The 16,246-nt window shown below is 38.9% G+C and carries 16 protein-coding genes; 6 read left to right on the top strand and 10 right to left on the bottom strand.

From position 1 onward, the window contains the following. Window positions 1–140 precede the first annotated feature (140 nt). The 3 genes from C9J41_RS05905 to C9J41_RS05895 all read right to left on the bottom strand — a co-directional run bounded on the left by C9J41_RS05905 (window position 141) and on the right by C9J41_RS05895 (window position 2,726). A complete protein-coding gene (locus tag C9J41_RS05905) occupies window positions 141–794 on the bottom strand; it encodes a transcriptional regulator (RefSeq protein ID WP_107287499.1) in 654 nt (217 codons plus the stop codon). Window positions 795–1,009: 215 nt separating this feature from the next. Beyond that, window positions 1,010–2,299 (bottom strand): serine dehydratase subunit alpha family protein, encoded by a 1,290-nt coding sequence (locus C9J41_RS05900; RefSeq protein ID WP_107246424.1) that lies wholly within the window; start codon window positions 2,297–2,299, stop codon window positions 1,010–1,012. Between the two features lie 46 nt (window positions 2,300–2,345). Next, on the bottom strand, window positions 2,346–2,726 hold the full coding sequence (locus tag C9J41_RS05895) for a RidA family protein (protein ID WP_008989716.1): 381 nt from the start codon (window positions 2,724–2,726) through the stop codon (window positions 2,346–2,348). 326 nt (window positions 2,727–3,052) lie between these two features. Between C9J41_RS05895 and C9J41_RS05890 the strand changes: the two genes are divergently transcribed. Both C9J41_RS05890 and C9J41_RS05885 read left to right on the top strand, forming a co-directional pair. Further along, window positions 3,053–3,829 carry an AzlC family ABC transporter permease gene (locus tag C9J41_RS05890; protein ID WP_107206761.1) on the top strand — a complete coding sequence of 259 codons (777 nt, stop codon included), beginning with the start codon at window positions 3,053–3,055 and terminating at the stop codon, window positions 3,827–3,829. A gap of 14 nt (window positions 3,830–3,843) precedes the next feature. After that, window positions 3,844–4,224 (top strand): AzlD domain-containing protein, encoded by a 381-nt coding sequence (locus tag C9J41_RS05885; protein WP_107206762.1) that lies wholly within the window; start codon window positions 3,844–3,846, stop codon window positions 4,222–4,224. Window positions 4,225–4,625: 401 nt separating this feature from the next. Here the strand turns inward: C9J41_RS05885 and C9J41_RS05880 are convergent, their stop codons facing one another. Then, window positions 4,626–4,826: a hypothetical protein gene (locus C9J41_RS05880; RefSeq protein ID WP_006644747.1), complete on the bottom strand. Its 201-nt coding sequence runs from the start codon at window positions 4,824–4,826 to the stop codon at window positions 4,626–4,628. Window positions 4,827–5,459: 633 nt separating this feature from the next. Between C9J41_RS05880 and pdxY the strand changes: the two genes are divergently transcribed. Next, window positions 5,460–6,317, top strand: a complete 858-nt coding sequence (gene pdxY, locus C9J41_RS05875) for a pyridoxal kinase PdxY (RefSeq protein WP_107206763.1) — start codon at window positions 5,460–5,462, stop codon at window positions 6,315–6,317. A gap of 67 nt (window positions 6,318–6,384) precedes the next feature. On the opposite strand, the gene C9J41_RS05870 is transcribed toward pdxY, so the two are convergent. From C9J41_RS05870 to C9J41_RS05850, 5 genes are all read right to left on the bottom strand, one after another. Then, on the bottom strand, window positions 6,385–7,164 hold the full coding sequence (locus C9J41_RS05870; RefSeq protein ID WP_233217691.1) for an ABC transporter permease: 780 nt from the start codon (window positions 7,162–7,164) through the stop codon (window positions 6,385–6,387). Further along, complete coding sequence (locus tag C9J41_RS05865) at window positions 7,157–7,825, bottom strand: ATP-binding cassette domain-containing protein (protein ID WP_107246427.1); 669 nt, start codon at window positions 7,823–7,825, stop codon at window positions 7,157–7,159. The genes C9J41_RS05870 and C9J41_RS05865 overlap by 8 nt, the downstream gene beginning before the upstream one ends. Before the next feature lie 211 nt (window positions 7,826–8,036). Continuing rightward, window positions 8,037–8,246 carry a cold-shock protein gene (locus C9J41_RS05860; RefSeq protein WP_006644751.1) on the bottom strand — a complete coding sequence of 70 codons (210 nt, stop codon included), beginning with the start codon at window positions 8,244–8,246 and terminating at the stop codon, window positions 8,037–8,039. Window positions 8,247–8,670: 424 nt separating this feature from the next. Then, window positions 8,671–10,656 (bottom strand): bifunctional UDP-sugar hydrolase/5'-nucleotidase, encoded by a 1,986-nt coding sequence (locus tag C9J41_RS05855; RefSeq protein WP_107287497.1) that lies wholly within the window; start codon window positions 10,654–10,656, stop codon window positions 8,671–8,673. Between the two features lie 300 nt (window positions 10,657–10,956). Continuing rightward, window positions 10,957–12,801 (bottom strand): hybrid-cluster NAD(P)-dependent oxidoreductase, encoded by a 1,845-nt coding sequence (locus C9J41_RS05850; RefSeq protein ID WP_199189219.1) that lies wholly within the window; start codon window positions 12,799–12,801, stop codon window positions 10,957–10,959. A gap of 205 nt (window positions 12,802–13,006) precedes the next feature. Between C9J41_RS05850 and C9J41_RS05845 the strand changes: the two genes are divergently transcribed. After that, on the top strand, window positions 13,007–13,579 hold the full coding sequence (locus C9J41_RS05845; protein ID WP_107206767.1) for a cytochrome b/b6 domain-containing protein: 573 nt from the start codon (window positions 13,007–13,009) through the stop codon (window positions 13,577–13,579). Window positions 13,580–13,758: 179 nt separating this feature from the next. Here the strand turns inward: C9J41_RS05845 and C9J41_RS05840 are convergent, their stop codons facing one another. Beyond that, window positions 13,759–14,430, bottom strand: a complete 672-nt coding sequence (locus C9J41_RS05840; protein ID WP_107246434.1) for a type 1 glutamine amidotransferase domain-containing protein — start codon at window positions 14,428–14,430, stop codon at window positions 13,759–13,761. 110 nt (window positions 14,431–14,540) lie between these two features. On the opposite strand from C9J41_RS05840, the gene C9J41_RS05835 reads away from it, so the two are divergent. Both C9J41_RS05835 and C9J41_RS05830 read left to right on the top strand, forming a co-directional pair. Continuing rightward, complete coding sequence (locus C9J41_RS05835) at window positions 14,541–15,431, top strand: LysR family transcriptional regulator (protein ID WP_107292566.1); 891 nt, start codon at window positions 14,541–14,543, stop codon at window positions 15,429–15,431. 137 nt (window positions 15,432–15,568) lie between these two features. Continuing rightward, entirely contained in the window at window positions 15,569–16,126 is a 558-nt protein-coding gene (locus C9J41_RS05830; RefSeq protein WP_045150568.1) for a sugar O-acetyltransferase, read from the top strand. The last annotated feature ends 120 nt before the right edge of the window (window positions 16,127–16,246 follow it).

The following is a 16,246-nucleotide window of genomic DNA, read 5'->3' as shown; positions in this document are numbered from 1 at the left end:
GAAAGTATGAATAGAATGGATTGCTATTGTAAAACTTAAGGCTATTAACAATAAATATAAAAAGGAGACTAGATTAGATTTATACGCCTTCAAAAAAATCACCTGAAGGCATATTAATAAGAACATTCACAATGTATATATCATGCTTCGTGGGCACGAATTTCACGCAAATAGCGATAAATAGTATGGATAGAGATATCTAATCCTTTCGCTGCAATTTGGGCACTATCTTTTAGATCAAAAATGCCTAATTCATGCAAACGAGTCACTATCTCGCGGCTTTTTTTCGATGGTGGAATATTGCTATCATTCACCACTTGCTCTCGCACATTCTCAATTGAACTGTGCATCATTTCATCATTATTTCTTGCGAATGTTTCAGATGTTACTCCAAACTCAAAATGCGAATGGATATTCGGTAACAAACTTTGCATCATCGACTGAAACGGTGCGTCTAAATTAGAATTTACGCATAACATACCAATTGCTTTATTTTGTTTATTTCGAATAATGGTTGTTAACGAGCGTAATGTTTTACCATCAGGACTTTTGGTAATGTAAGCATCAGAAACATCTTTACCTTCATTCAGCTTCACTAACGCAATATTCGTGATTGGTGCACCAACTTCACGCCCTGTAATATGACCATTCGCAATTTTAATGATTGATGGATTATTTGCATCCAAACAATGTAGTAGCACTTCTGTATGCTCTCCCCACATTGCCGCAATACCATCAACGATATTCTCCATCGCACGGAGGATATCGTAATCGCTTTCGGTTAATTCATTCACGCTTGATCCCCTATTTGAACATAACGTTCCCAATGACTTCATTGCTATTATTGTATCAATAATAATACATTCAGAGTATCTACGTTTTTCTTTTTAAATGAAAATAAAGAAGCATTCAGAAAAACAGTACGGCTTTCCACAAATAGAAAAAGCCATTGCGTAATCATGTTGCGATAAACATGATTACTCACAATGGCGCTTATAATTCTTGTTACTTATGCCGACATAATATCAATGATTGTTGCATCAGTATTTACCATACCAAATCGAACCATCTTACCGACATTACGAATAGTTGTTTCAACATCTTCAGCAACAATGCCTTGAGATTGTGCTTCATGATTTTCAATCGCCATTAAAAAGCTCATTACCGCAGAGTTTGTTGAGCTTTTAACTTTCATAGCACACGTGGATTTCGCGCCATCACAATACATACCTGTAGTATCACTTAAGGTATTTTGAATCGCTGAACACATTTGCTCAAAATCACCACCGGCTAAATAAACCATACCCATAGCAGCCGCAGAGCTTGTTACTGCATTACCACAGAACGGTGATAGTGGCGGATAGAATGATTTCATATAAATAGCGCCAAGGTGGCTCATGATTAGCGCTCGCGCTAGTTGCTCTTCAGAAGAACCATAATGTTTAGCAATTCCAACTATCGGCATCGTTGCAGCAATACCTTGGTTACCACTACCATAATTACTCATTGCTGGTAATGTTGCACCACCCATACGAGCATCAGATGCCGCAGCTGTGCGCATTACGACATTGTTAATTAAACCATCGCCAAATAGCCCTTTCGCAATACTTTTTTGAATCGTTCTGCCTACCTGTAATCCATAGGCATGTTTTAAGCCTTCATCTGATAACGCACTATTCAAATCACGCGCTTCTAGAATAAATTTAATCTCTTCAAAATCAACGCTGGTAGCAAACTCATAAATACCTTTGATTGAGATATCGACACCTTCACACACAGACGCCGTTGATTTTGGTTTATCACTCGTATTTACATCAGAAGACGCATCAAACACAACTTTATCGTTAAGCATTTTTTTCACAACTTGTGTATGACCACCGCTAATTTCAACTATCGCGACATCATCACCCGCTTTTGCTTCAACACAACAGTAAATAAACTCTTTAACGTCTTTACGACCTGCTTTAATTTTACCGTTATCAATCAGCAGCTGTGCTTTCTCGACATCTTCTGCCTTAATATTTACCAGCACTTCTAAACCACCGTTAGGGTTACCGCCAATAGCACCAGCAGCAGAAGCAATAGGTAAGCCAATACGGCCAGTACCAGGAACAAAAACACCCATCGAATTTTTAAACAGGTTATCAGATACCTTTACATCGAGTTCTTCAGGCTCTCGTCCAAGCAATTCAGCGGCAACAGCTGATGCATATGCGGCTGAGATCGGCTCTGTACAACCAAACGCAGGTTTAACAACTGTATTAATGATATCTTTGTATTGCTGCCATTGTGTATTCATAAGTAACCCCTAACGGTTTTATATTTATTGTTTAATGCAGATCTAATTATTTACGGTGTGCAATCGCTTCAATTTCTACAAGTGCACCCATTGGTAAATCTTTCACTGCAAAACAGCTACGTGCAGGGCACTCTGTTTTAAAGAAATCAGCATAAACCGCATTAAAAGCAGCAAAGTCTTCAATATTTGCTAAGTAACATGTTGTTTTTAAAACGGTATCCATGTCACCACCGCCCGCTTCAAGAACTGAACGTAAGTTAACTAATGACTGGCGAGATTGTTCTGCAATACCACCATCTACAATGCCACCTTTCTCTTTACATACTGGAAGCTGACCAGATGTAAAGATCAAATCGCCAAATGCATTACCGTGTGAATATGGACCAATTGCGTCTGGTGCTGATTTAGATGTGATTACTTTTGTCATGATTTTTATCTCGCTATCGAAAATTCAAATTTAGTTTAACCTTTAAAAATCAAAACTTGCAATTTTTTTTGCACCTAATATCAAGATCAATACTTCCAAAAATGAAACAACCTACGCAAAACACTGTTTTAAAAGAGATAAACGAAAAATAGTATCAAAAAACCGCCACTATATGAAAATATATTAATAGCTTGATAGTAAAAATGATTGAATAAAATATTGCATTAAAATATATTTGCAGACAAATAAGGCAGCAAAAAAAGATAATCACTCAGCTTAATTGCAAATTTTTTTTCATTTAACGACACAGAACAAATAGGCGCCGCATGAAAAAACAACTTATACAAGCAGGTTTAAAGGCAATCTTCCCGCTCTGCGTAGGGGCATTCCCATTTTCATTTATTGTGGGGGCAATCAGTATTAACGCAGGTATGGACGTTCTACAAAGTACGTTATGGTCACTGACTGTTTTTGCAGGCTCAGCACAGATGGTTGCGCTTGGTCTGGTGCAATCCTCTACTGAATTAATAGTGATTGCGTTAACCACCTTTGTTATCAACTTACGCCACATTCTCTATAGCGCGTCACTGTCTGAATATGTAAAAGAATACTCCATGCCAACACGCGCACTAATGGCATACGGCTTAACCGATGAGGTATACGCAGCAACCGTGGGTGAGATGAAACATGAAAAACCAGGGCGTCATTGGTTTTATTTAGCGGCAATGTTTGGTTTTTGGGTGAACTGGGTTGTTGCTGATTTCTCTGGTGCCATGATTGGTTCGTATTTTCCTCACATCGCCGATTACGGTTTAGATTTTGCAATGGTTGCCGCCTTCATTGCCATCGTTATCCCACAAGTTAAAAATCGTGAATGTATTGTTGCCGCAGTGGTCGCAACAGTCACAGGGATCTTACTTTCAGGCCTTCCTTACTCACTCGGTTTAGTTATAGCAGCAGTCGTTGGTGTGTACGCAGGCTACAAAATGGATTTATCAACTGAGCATATGGAAGCCGAGCTGAAAGAAGAAGTTCGTCACGAAATGGAAAAAGAAGATAAAAAGCAAATAAATATTCAACCAATTAACGCAACTGCTGAATAATAAGGGCTACTATTATGGATTCTCATACACATATCGTTTTAAGTAATGAATTTGTAATTTACTTATCATTAGTCATGGCGGTAGCCACTTTTGTTATCCGTTTCGCGGTTATTGGTATGGCAGGACGCTTCAATATGTCTGAGCGTTTTAAAAAGACATTACGCTTTGTTCCTGTAACAGTATTGCCAGCAATCATTGCAGTAGAAATTCTAGGTAAAGGTTCAAACTTTGCCTTTAACCTTGAAAACCCGAAAGTACTCGCAGCGATTGTTTGTACTATCGTAAGCCTACGCTTTGGACTTATCTGGGTCGTAATTAGTGGCTTAATCTCATTAGTTATATTCCAAAATTACTTAGAGCCAATTACCCAGTTTTTAACGCATTTCATGGCGTAACCATTAAAACTGATACACAAAAAATCCCGAGTTTAACTCGGGATTTTTTTTAACTGACGTTCAACCAATAACAATTTTTTGATTCGGTTGCCTGTTTACATCAGTTCAACATGTAGCACAGTAGAAAAAATATGATATTAAAGACAATTCTTTATCATCCTTTCAAAACTAAATATCACCAGTGAACGTAAGCACCTTGAGATAACTGATTTATATAAAAGTAGCGAAGCATAAACTTATCTATTCTAAATGTATTTATATAAAGAAATCATTAATAGTAATGAACAGTTAATTTTTAATACCATAAAACAAAACAGCCCAAGATATAATAGTTATATTATTTCTTAGGCTGAATGTTATTCTCATAATCTATAGAAAGTATGAGTTATAATTTATCGTTTTTAGATGAAACGAATTTTTACTGCTTTTAGCTTATTGCTTGAATCGTCTAGAGAAAACTCAACCATACTACCAGATGAAGGCTGTGAATGACTGCATACTTGAGATGCGTCAAAACGAATATCGCCACCAAGATCGCTTGTAATTAAGCCAATCTTTTCTACTGGGTTGAAGCTACGAATAATACCTGTTTGTGAAGTCATAGTTATATTTCCTTTCAGCCCAAACAGCGCTTTAAATTAGCGGTTTTGTTTGTGGCTATCAATTTGAGTTCGAATAGTTAAAACCACCAATTAATAATAATTGCGGTAATTATCGTTTTACTCATTGACCTACTACTTCTGAGCTAAAAGATCACCCTTCTTTTAGCCGATCATTGCGCCTATCGTTTGCAACAATAACGAATAACAATGTTAGAAATGACGTTTTGATAAAAAAAACACATGAGGTCCGAGTAACAGACGAGACAGACATTAAACGCTAAATTTTATTCTGTAAATATTTTTATGTCTTTTTTTTGTAAAAAACTGTGGGTAACCACTGAATAAAAACCTTACTCATTGTTTTTTAAATAAAAAAATATCGTTTTTTATTTATTATAAAAACCATAAAACGGTCAAAAAACAAACGATAACAGAGGAAAAAACCTATAATAAAACAATCTTCAATTATAAATAACACACTCTCATCTAAAATAAGTCGATAATAATATAAATAATCGTCTATTTTTTAATCTGCATAAATGAAAGGAATAATTACGATATAAAATGACTAGGTTTCTTATATAAGCAAGGGTAAAGTATGCTTAAAGAGACCGAAGGTTATAAGGAACTTCGATGAAAGGTATTCTATCTATTCAATCACATGTAGTGTATGGTCACGCAGGAAATAGCTCTGCTGTTTTTCCTATGCAACGTATGGGATTTGAAGTATGGCCGCTTAATACTGTGCAATTTTCTAATCACACCCAATATAAAGAAGGTTGGACGGGCAAAGCTTTCTCTGGTGATGATATTAGTGAGCTTGTTGCAGGTATTGAAAGCATTGATCAATTAAAGAACTGCGAAGCTGTATTGACAGGCTATCAAGGTAGTGCAGCGCAATGTCTTGCTATTATCGATACTGTGAAAAAAGTTAAACAGCAAAATCCTAATGCGATTTATATCTGTGATCCTGTAATGGGTGACCCAGAAAAAGGCTGTATTGTTGCCGATGGTATTGCTGAATACCTAATTAATGATGTAATGCCTATTGCTGATGCTATCGTACCGAATCAATTTGAACTAAGCCAATTTGTCGGTATGGAAATCCATAACCTTGCTGATGCTGTTACTGCATGTCAAAAAGCCTTAACAATGGGCCCAAAAATGGTACTGGTTAAGCACTTACACAGTATATCTGATGATAAGTTTACGATGATGTTAGCAACGCAAAAGGGTTGTTTCCTTGCACAGCGTCCGCACCTTAAGTTTGATAAACAACCAGTAGGTGTTGGTGATTTGATCTCATCATTATTTACTGCAGGGCTATTGAAAGACTGGACACCAGAACAGGCTTTTGAACATGCGCACAATGCCTGCTACGCAGTGTTAAAAGAAACACATAAACGTGGCGAATGGGAATTACAAACCATTGCAGCACAAGATGAAATTGTATCACCAAGTGAAATTTTTCCGATTAGCGAAATTAACTAAGTGAACACTAACAATCTTAATTAAAAAAGCAGCTTAATTGCTGCTTTTTTATTGTCGAAAATAGTACTTATTGCACCTCACCATAAGCATTGAATGTTACCCGCCTAACAATGCTCAAGGTAGTCGCTACCGAAATTACGCCAGAAATAAAAATCGCGACCATAATCACTAACTGGTATTTCACTGCCACCAACGGTGCCGCTCCACCTAAAATTTGTCCTGTCATCATTCCAGGTAAACTGACAATCCCTAATGTCATCATCGCGGCTAATTGGGGAGTTAATGCTGCTTTTACTGCTGTCTGTATAAACGGCAAGGCAGGATCAGGAGCGCCTAATGACAAATAATACTGATATTCATGATGGTTATCTTTTAATAGGCTCCCCCAGCGAGATAAGGCTAATACATTTGCCATTAAGCTATTACCAAGCAGCATTCCCGCAATTGGGATCATATACTGTGCTTGCCACCAAGGGTCGACTTGAATCACCCCTATCAGCATGACAGGCAAAGCAACCAATAATGCAGCACACTGCCCTGTTATTACCGCAGGCAACACACGCTTTACATTCACCTCTGCCCGTTTACAAATCGTATAGCTTGCCACTAATGCCATGATTGTTAGCCACAGCATATTTATTGCCACACTCTGCAAACCAAACAAGGTATGAAGATAAATACCCACAACAGATAACTGAAGTGTCATGCGTAATACGCCATTAATTAAAGTGCGATTTAACCCTAATTGCCAACGCTGAAACAAGAACATGGGGATAAGTAATAACAGGTAGAAGCCCGCCATCGCTAACCAATGAATATCCAAAGTACTATTGATTGATTCAGACATTACACTCATCCTTACTTAACGACATAGCATGCACATGTGTTGCACTTGCTAACCAAACAGGATCATGTGATACAGAAACACAAATAATTGTTAGCTCAGAAAGCAATTGAATAATTCGATCTCGCCCTGAAGGATCAAGGGCGGATGTGGGCTCATCCATCAACCACACATTGCGCTGCATTAATATGCTTCTAGCGATGGCTACACGCTGCTTTTCGCCCCCAGAAAGGGTATCAATAGGCTTGTCTAATAACACCGTAATACCCGCTTGTGATAAAGCAGATAAACACAACTCATCGCTAGGTACAGGAAAATGAGTAATGGCTTTTAAACGCCAAGGAAGATGTAAGACATCACGTACACATTCTCCGCCCATAACGGCTTGTTGTGGCAAGTAACAAATGTTTTGACGCCAAAAGTTGAATGCTTTTACATCAATCAATTGTTTATTGAAGGTAACAGTACCTAACTGAGGAGCTTTAAGCCCAGCAATCACTTGTAGCAAGCTGCTCTTACCACAACCAGAAACGCCAGATATTGCAAGGTGTTGCCCTTGTTTTATACAAGCAGAAAGCGAGCAATCACTATGCGATTCAAAGCCTGAACGCAATTGATTAAAGGCTAATATATCAATGTGATTTTGAGATGATTCTGATTGCATCCATTGCACCCAAAATACTAAAAACGAACGTTAAGTGTATTGAAGCAAGATAGCGGACTCAAACAGTTTCGTTCAAAATAAAATAACGAAAGACGAAATAGTGGTAAGTAGAGAGATATAGTAGAGATTCTTAGATACGTAATGTTGAATAACAGATACAAAAATGCCGACATAATGTCGGCATTTTTTAAACTTTTAACGTAAAAAAGAATTAAGCTTTTTCAACGTTAGCAGCTTGAGGGCCTTTTTGACCTTGTTCGATATCAAAAGCAACCTTTTGACCTTCAGCAAGAGTCTTGAAACCTTCGCCTGTGATAGCACGGAAGTGAACGAATACGTCAGCGCCGCCGTTGTCTTGAGTGATGAAACCGAAACCTTTTTCTTCGTTAAACCACTTAACGATACCAGTTGATTTAGACATGAGAGTCTCCAATATTTTTTAAATAATTCGCAAAAATGCGTTTGTAGCCAGAAAAGAATTATTTACGTTATAGCTTATGAGTGGAAAGCTTCATGACACTGGTATAGCGTTACAGCGAAGATTTTCTAAAACATAATGTTACATATAAATAGGTCTGACTTACAGGCCGAGGACTATAGTAATGATATTTAGGGAATTGTATAGCTTTATTTTTTAAATAATTTATTTTTTAATCTTATGGGTAATAAAAGCAATAGATATCATAAGGTTAAACACGAATAAACCAGTTAATATTCTATTAATATTTCGTGAAAACCGCATTTTCATTGTCTTTTTTAGACGATTCCAAAAAATAAAAAGCACCCTACCGCTTTTATTAATCACATGTAGGGCGCCTACTTTATTTACCTAAAACCGCAAAGGTTTATTTTTGTACGCGATCTAGCGTAACAACTTCATAACTTAGCGGTACAAGGTTAGGACGACTTTGCTGGATATAATCAATCACAGCTTGAGCATCTGTATTACAGCGCATATTGGCGGCTTTACAGTTTGGCGCAGCTCCTTGGTAATTCACTTGGTACTTGTCGCCTACTTTTTCAATGTTCTTAACCTTAAAGCCTGTTAACTTGCCATCAACATAGGCTAAATCGACACGTCCAGAGTGATCCTTTTGCGCTTGATAAACAGGTGTCCAACCATCATTACCCGTTGCGTTATAATTATTTACTGCAACATTGTAGGTTTTATTATCTTGAATTGGCGTCCAAATTGGGTTCTTTTCTGTGCCAGTCATCACCTCAACATTATTAAGCTTGCCTGCTTTATTTGCAGCTGTTTCGGTAAAGCTATAACGAATATGACCGCCATAAGGGAATTTACCCGCATGAGCGCCTTCAGGCAGCGTTGCAGAAACCGTTTGTTGTAATAACTGTTTAATCACAGCACCTTTAAGTGGTACTACAGACATAAAGTTTGAGAACGGTAAAAGCTCTAATGACACATTACCTTCACGGTATTCACCCGCCTCAATATTGGTACGAATGCCACCTGCTCCGATCAAAGCAAAGTCCACTTTCATACCCGTTACTTTTTGAACTTGAGGCTCATTCGCCCAGTAATATTGGCCTTCAGCTATAATAGGCGCGACATCTGAGCCATGCTTATCTGTGCCACGATCGCCAGGACGTCGTTCATGTTTAATTTCTACCGGCACTTGAGCAATAGTTTTACCGTACGCTTTATCTACTGCTGGTTTGTATTTAGTATCAATACGTTGGCGTAATAAAACATCTTCATCTGTGATCGTGATTTTTTCATGATTGTCGATGAATTTTTCAACGATTGCCGTTTGTACAGGGGTAAACATATCGCTTTGTTTACGATCGGCATGATGGTAGAACTCATCGTTACTCAATAAGGTATTGTGACCTGCACACTTCACCACGTCACCGTTCGCATCAAAGCTTACATTTACTCGGCCAATCGCTTGAGCATACTCACCCGCCTGAACAACACATGTTTCCGTTGTACCATTTGGGTTCTTCACCATTTGGGCATATATACCATTATTGTTTAAACCCAAGTCAGCAAAGTCACCTAATAACGTATGTGAGTGACCGCCAACAATAAGATCAATACCGTTAACTTTTGACGCAACATCAAGATCTACTGCATTACCGATATGCGTGAGCGCAATAATATTATCAATCCCCTTGCTCTTTAGCATATCGACGGTGGCTTGTGCCGTTTTCACCATATCGTAAAATTTCACATCACCCGTATTAGGTGCAATATTTGCCATGTTATCTAAGGCAATACCAAATACCGCAACAAGATTTTTATCTTTAGGTAAGTGGTTAATATCTTTAACGACTGTCTTGTTATTGCCATCAAAAGCAAAAATTTGGTAAGGACGTAAGTTAGTTTGATCTTTCAAATCAGCATCTTGGCTAGCATCTACGTTAGCTGCAAGCACAGGGAAATTAACACTACCGATAAAAGCATTTAATTTTTTATTATTTAAATCAAATTCATGGTTACCTAATGCCATCGCATCTAAGCCCATTTTGCTTAGCATATCGGCGTTCATTGCGCCGTGGTTTAGCTTAAAGTAAGCACTACCTTGCCAAGCATCACCACCGTGTAAGAACAGTAAGCTTTGATTTTCTTTTTTAGCTTCAGCTTTATATTCTTTCGCCATCGTTTGCAGGCGAGGATAGCCACCAAACTCGTTATAAACTTTGGTATCGTCAGCTTTAAAACTCGATTTTACGGGGTCAAAATTAGAGTGGGTATCATTAATATGTGCGACCGTTAGCGTAAAAGGTTGGTGTTGAACGATAGGCGTTGTAGCACACCCTGAAATAGCTAAAGTGATAGAAAGTGCGATAAGAGGTTTGCTAAACATACGAGATCCTTACTCTATTGTAATCGTTTGCGCGAGCAGCATACTCCACATTTAAAACCTTTTCAGCAATAGAACTCAAAATAATATTCTTTCAAACCAACTTTTTATTTTGAATATATAAAAAATGGCTTCTATGCTTACCTTCCAGTTGAAAGTACATAAGAAGCCATCTAAATAACAAAGTTATTGCAATTGTTGACCTTTGTATTCACCCGTCAACGTTTTAAGGTAAGCGATGATTTATCAATATCACCTTGACTTATAATCATCGACATCGCCTCCTAAATTACCTGTAGCTCACTATTTAATGATTTCTAGATCACTTCTAGGCACACAGCAACATGCTAGTACTTTTCCTTCAGCACGCTCTTGCGATGAAAGTGCTGGAACCTCTGGTTGTTCTACCTCTCCAGATTTCACTGTGACCTTACAAACCCCACAAAAACCAGCACGACAGCTATAATCCATCTTAATACCAGCCGTTTCTGCTTGCTCTAATAACGTCGCTTGGTTATTCCCTTGGAAAAGCTGTCCATCAATTGATAATTCGACCGTCTTTTTTTCTTCGAGTGCATGACGTACAGGCCCAAACGCTTCTTGGTGATAACGAGAAGCTGCCATGCCCATATTGAGCAATAACTTTTTCGCCGACGACATAAAGGCATCAGGACCACAAACAAATACCTGACGTTTATCTAAATCACTCATCATGGCTAAATGACCAATGCTTAGTCGTCCAGATTCACCTTGCCAGTCGCGTTTGGGTTGCGTTAATACGATACGTAAATCAAGAGAAGGATGCTTCTCTTCTATTGCGCGTAATTCCTCTAAATAAGGAATATCAGCTTCAGTACGGCATTGATGATAAAACACCACATCACGCACTAAATCATGATCGGATAAATATCGTAGCATCGACATCATTGGCGTTACACCACTCCCCCCCGAGAGCAATAATAATTTATCCGTATGTACCCCTAGGTGAAAATCACCACTCGGCGATTCAGACACCAATGTATCACCGACTTGAAAATGCTCATGTAACCAATTAGAAATGCGACCGTCATTAACTCGTTTTACTGATATTGCATAGCGCCCAGGACGTGATGGGCTAGAAGATAATGTATAGCGACGAGAAATATATTCACCATTCACTTCTAACTGAATAGGTAAATGTTGCCCCGGTAAATAAGTCGGTAACGCTTGGTTTTCTTGATGAGATTCTAGCCAAAATGTAGTGAAATCTTGCGCAATATCTTCACGCTCGACACACGTAAGCTGTAATTTTTGTTCACTATTATCTGGATATATTTCTTTCGGTTTCGTTTCTAATATTTCAATGGTGTCACCAACAGAAATAATACCTTCATTAAGTGCCACAAGATTTTGTCCGAAATAGACATTACCCGTTTCATCTGAGCGGAATTTTGCCATCGTAACCAACGGCTCTTTACTTTCGCTAAACGTTGCTGATTTAGGATCGACCGTAGTTAAAATGCATCGAGCACAAGGTTTGACCGCTTCAAACTCTACTTCACCGATCCGAATACGTTTCCAACCGTCTTCTGCGAACGCTTCCGTATTACTCACCACTAAATTGGTTCTAAACTGATCCATGGTGTGGTGTTCACTACTACGCGCATTAAGCGCTTGAAGCGAGGCTTCACTGATCACTAATAACGGATAACCATCAGCAAAACTCACATTTTGACTAATTTTAGGACGCACACGGTTTGATTGCTCACCCGTAAATAACAACTGAACAGGTTGCCCTAGTACGTCACTAAACCATGCATTGGCTTGCTCCGTCGTGGTATAGGCGATGAATGTATCTGCCCACACGGTTGAGGATGCTTCTGCCATAGCAAATTGAGCATACTTCAATACTAAACAGGCTTTACCTTCATAGCTCAGTACGATGCCATCGGCAATTAGCGCCGCCTTCACTTTTACCATTTTGGGAGATTTACGTGCCGTGATCATATCGCCTGATAGGGTCGCAACCATGAAACGACGATCGAAACTGATCCCCTGTTTTTCGACCCAAACTTTGGACTGGCTGATGCCTGCTATTGATTTTACGGGAAAGACATTTAATTGGGATAATTGTGGTGTATCTGAAAGTGTGCTCACTACTCTCTCCATGACAATATGTATTGGCAGCAATAGTGTAACACCGTATTAACAGAGCTAAAAAAGAAATCTATCGAACATTTTTGCCTATTTACGCATTAAAAATGAATATTTACTTTACAAGTTTTAATCTACTTTCTATCTGCTTATTTTATTCCTTTATGCTAAATTTCCTATATCTATCATATCATTCTTATACCACTGATTAAGGTTCACTATGCCGCTACTTCATTCTTTTTGGCGCTACATCAAACATTACTTTCCCAATACGGGGCTGCGCCATATTCATACTTCATTAGCCGCTTTAGTGATCTTACAGATCTTAAATAGTAATTTAGTGCACATGACCCATGCCGGTGAAATCGAAAGTGGCGTTTTCTCTACCCTCTTCTTATGGGTACATATTATTCTTGGCATATTGACCGTTGTCGTCACACTCGCAATGATTAGCTACATGTTAGTTAAACAATCATTTCGTCAATTTTTCCCTTACCTTTTTGGTGACAATGCCGTTTTATTCGATGACTTAAGACAACTACGCCACGGTAAATTACCCGAGCCAAGAGAAAAAGGCTTAGGGAATATTATTCAAGGATTAGGTATTGGCGCGTTGATCTTAATTGAAGCCGCTGCACTGATATGGCTGGCGCTGTGGTTAAGTCACTCACCTTATGCTAACGATGTGAGAGAGATCCATAAATCTCTGACAGGTTTAATTGAAGCATACTTAATTGGTCATGGCGGTATGGCACTGCTTCACTTCTTTATTGAACGTAAAAAATTCGCTTAATTTTAAACCCACTTTATAAATAAAAAGCATAGCCCAGTAATATTTGCATCCCATGATAGGGCAAATATTACTAGGCTATGATATTTAGCAGCACCGATACAAAATATCATGTTAGTCAATAACTCAAACCACTGCGCTATTTCATATCAGGTAGTTTTTAAAATATATCAACAATATAATTACGTCAGCGATGTCACTAACGCCTTTCCAACGCCGTGAGCACTGGTCGGGTTTTGGCCTGTAATCACTCGTTGATCAACGATAACCAGTGTTTGCCAAGGCTGTACTTTACTAAATCGCGCTGCCTTTCTTGAAAGCGCCTCTTCCAGTAAGAATGGAATATGCGTAATCGTACCGAAATCGATTTCTTCTTCACGTGTAAAGCCCGTTACCGATATAGATGCAAGTAGGCTGTCACCATTACTTAATGTAATAGGAAGCAGTGCCGCTGGGCCATGACATACCGCCGCTATAACGCCACCGTTTTCGTAATGTTTTGCAGCTAATTGCGCAAAATCAGTATTGGTGGAAAGATCAGATAAAAGACCAAAGCCACCTGGATAAAATACCGCATCGTACTCATCAATATTCACTTGCGAGACGGGGATCGTATTATTGATTCGGTTCTGAAAATTATCATCCGCCAACACAATGCGGTTTACCTCATCACCTTCGATATCCGTACCATAAAGTGGCGCTTTACCCCCTTTAATCGATGCGATGTCATAGTCAAAACCAGCGGCAGTCAGCTCATGAATAACGTGCGTTATCTCTGGTGAGTAAGTGCCATTCGCTTGGTCAGTATCGCCCAGAGTTGCATGATTCGTTACAGGGATCAGGATCCTTTTCATTGTCTTTTCCTTCAATGATTGAGTTCAAAAACATGTTAATTCAAATCAATATGGCTGATAATATAGAAAATTGGCAAATCATTGTTGTTAAATAGCAAAGATAAAGGTCTATGAATAGTTTCGATGGGATCATTGAATTCGTTGCAGTCGCTGAAAGCCATGGCTTTTCCTCTGCGGCTAAACAGCTCGGTTGCAGCACCAGCCACGTTAGCCGACAAGTCTCAAGGTTAGAAGAGAGATTAGGTGTCGCCTTATTAGCTCGCTCAACCCGACAGGTCAATTTAACCGATGCTGGACAATTGTATTATCAACAATGCAGAGGACTGGTAAATGGGTTACAACAAGCCAGCGAAAGCGTAAACACACAGCAAATAACGCTGAGTGGAACCTTACGCGTCAGCGCTGCTGGTGCATTTGCCGAAGATCATGTCGCTCCTGCGCTAATGGCATTCGCGAAGTCTTACCCAGATCTTACTATCGAGATGGATTTTAACTCTCGTATGGTGAATTTTATCGAAGATGGTATCGACTTTGCGATCCGTTACGGGGCACTAAAAGATTCAGGTTTAGTCGCGAGAAAACTCGTTGATCGCCCTATGGCTGCGGTTGCCAGCCAAGACTATTTAACCCGTAATGGAGAGCCAACTCACCCTAGCCAATTGAAACAACATAGCTGCATTATTGCCAATAATGACCACTGGCTTTTTGAAAAAGATGGCAACACAATTAATACCCGTGTTCACGGTCGATGGAAAAGCAATAACTCTAATGCTGTTATCTCGGCATGCGAAGAAGGACTAGGTATCGCATATATGCCTAAAAGTAGCCTAGCGAAAGGGTTAGATTCAGGTTCGCTTATTCCCATACTGCAAGATTTTTGGGGTAAAGGTAATAGCAGTTGGATCGTATATCAAAACCAACGTTTTCTTCCTGCGCGTGCTCGCTTAGCAATAGACTATTTAATTCATTATTTCTCTGATTGGGATTCACTGCATAAATAAACCCTTAGCCATTGCTTTCATCTTTTGGGTAGATTGGCTCTATTTTCTTGGGAATTACTTACTCAATAACATTATAAATCAGTAAGTAAACATAACGTTTTTATTTCAAATAACTCTATAGCACGTTGAGAGACAACATGACTGAATTCGAAAAAATGCTTGCCGGTGAAGACTTTGACGGCGGCGCAGACTGTATTAACCAGATTCGTCAAAATGCTTCGAACTTATTACAGACCATTAACCAAAGTACAGATGACTCTCAGCGTCATGAACTATTTCAACAGCTAATGGGAAAGATTTCTGCATCGAGTCACATCCGCTCCCCCTTTTATTGTGAGTTCGGTAAAACGATCTCGATTGGGGAAAAGACCTTCATCAATATGAACGTAACAATGTTGGATGGCGCTAAAATTATTATTGGCAATAACGTAATGATTGGCCCGAACACCCAGCTTTACTGTGCTAGCCATGATCTAAACTATCTCAATCGCCGTAACTGGGAAACCATTTGTGATCCTATTACGATTGAGGACGATGTATGGATTGGTGGCAATGTTGTGATCAATAAAGGTGTGACCATTGGTGCGCGTTCTGTAATTGCAGCTAACTCAGTGGTTAATACCGATGTACCACCTGACTCTCTATATGGTGGAACACCTGCAAAGTTAATCAGAATTATCCATGAGAACCAATAGGCGATCAGGATTTAGCAATAATCTTATGCATGATGCATAGCCACATAACATAACGAGTTTGTCTAATATGTGAGTTAGCCTAATAGCTAACTCACATATGGACAGAAACTGCTTAGGTAG

The sequence above is a fragment of the Photobacterium sp. GB-50 genome (assembly GCF_003026755.1).
GTDB lineage: Bacteria > Pseudomonadota > Gammaproteobacteria > Enterobacterales > Vibrionaceae > Photobacterium.
The sequence above is the reverse complement of the archived record's forward strand: the minus strand, read 5'-3'. Positions and strand labels throughout refer to the sequence as shown.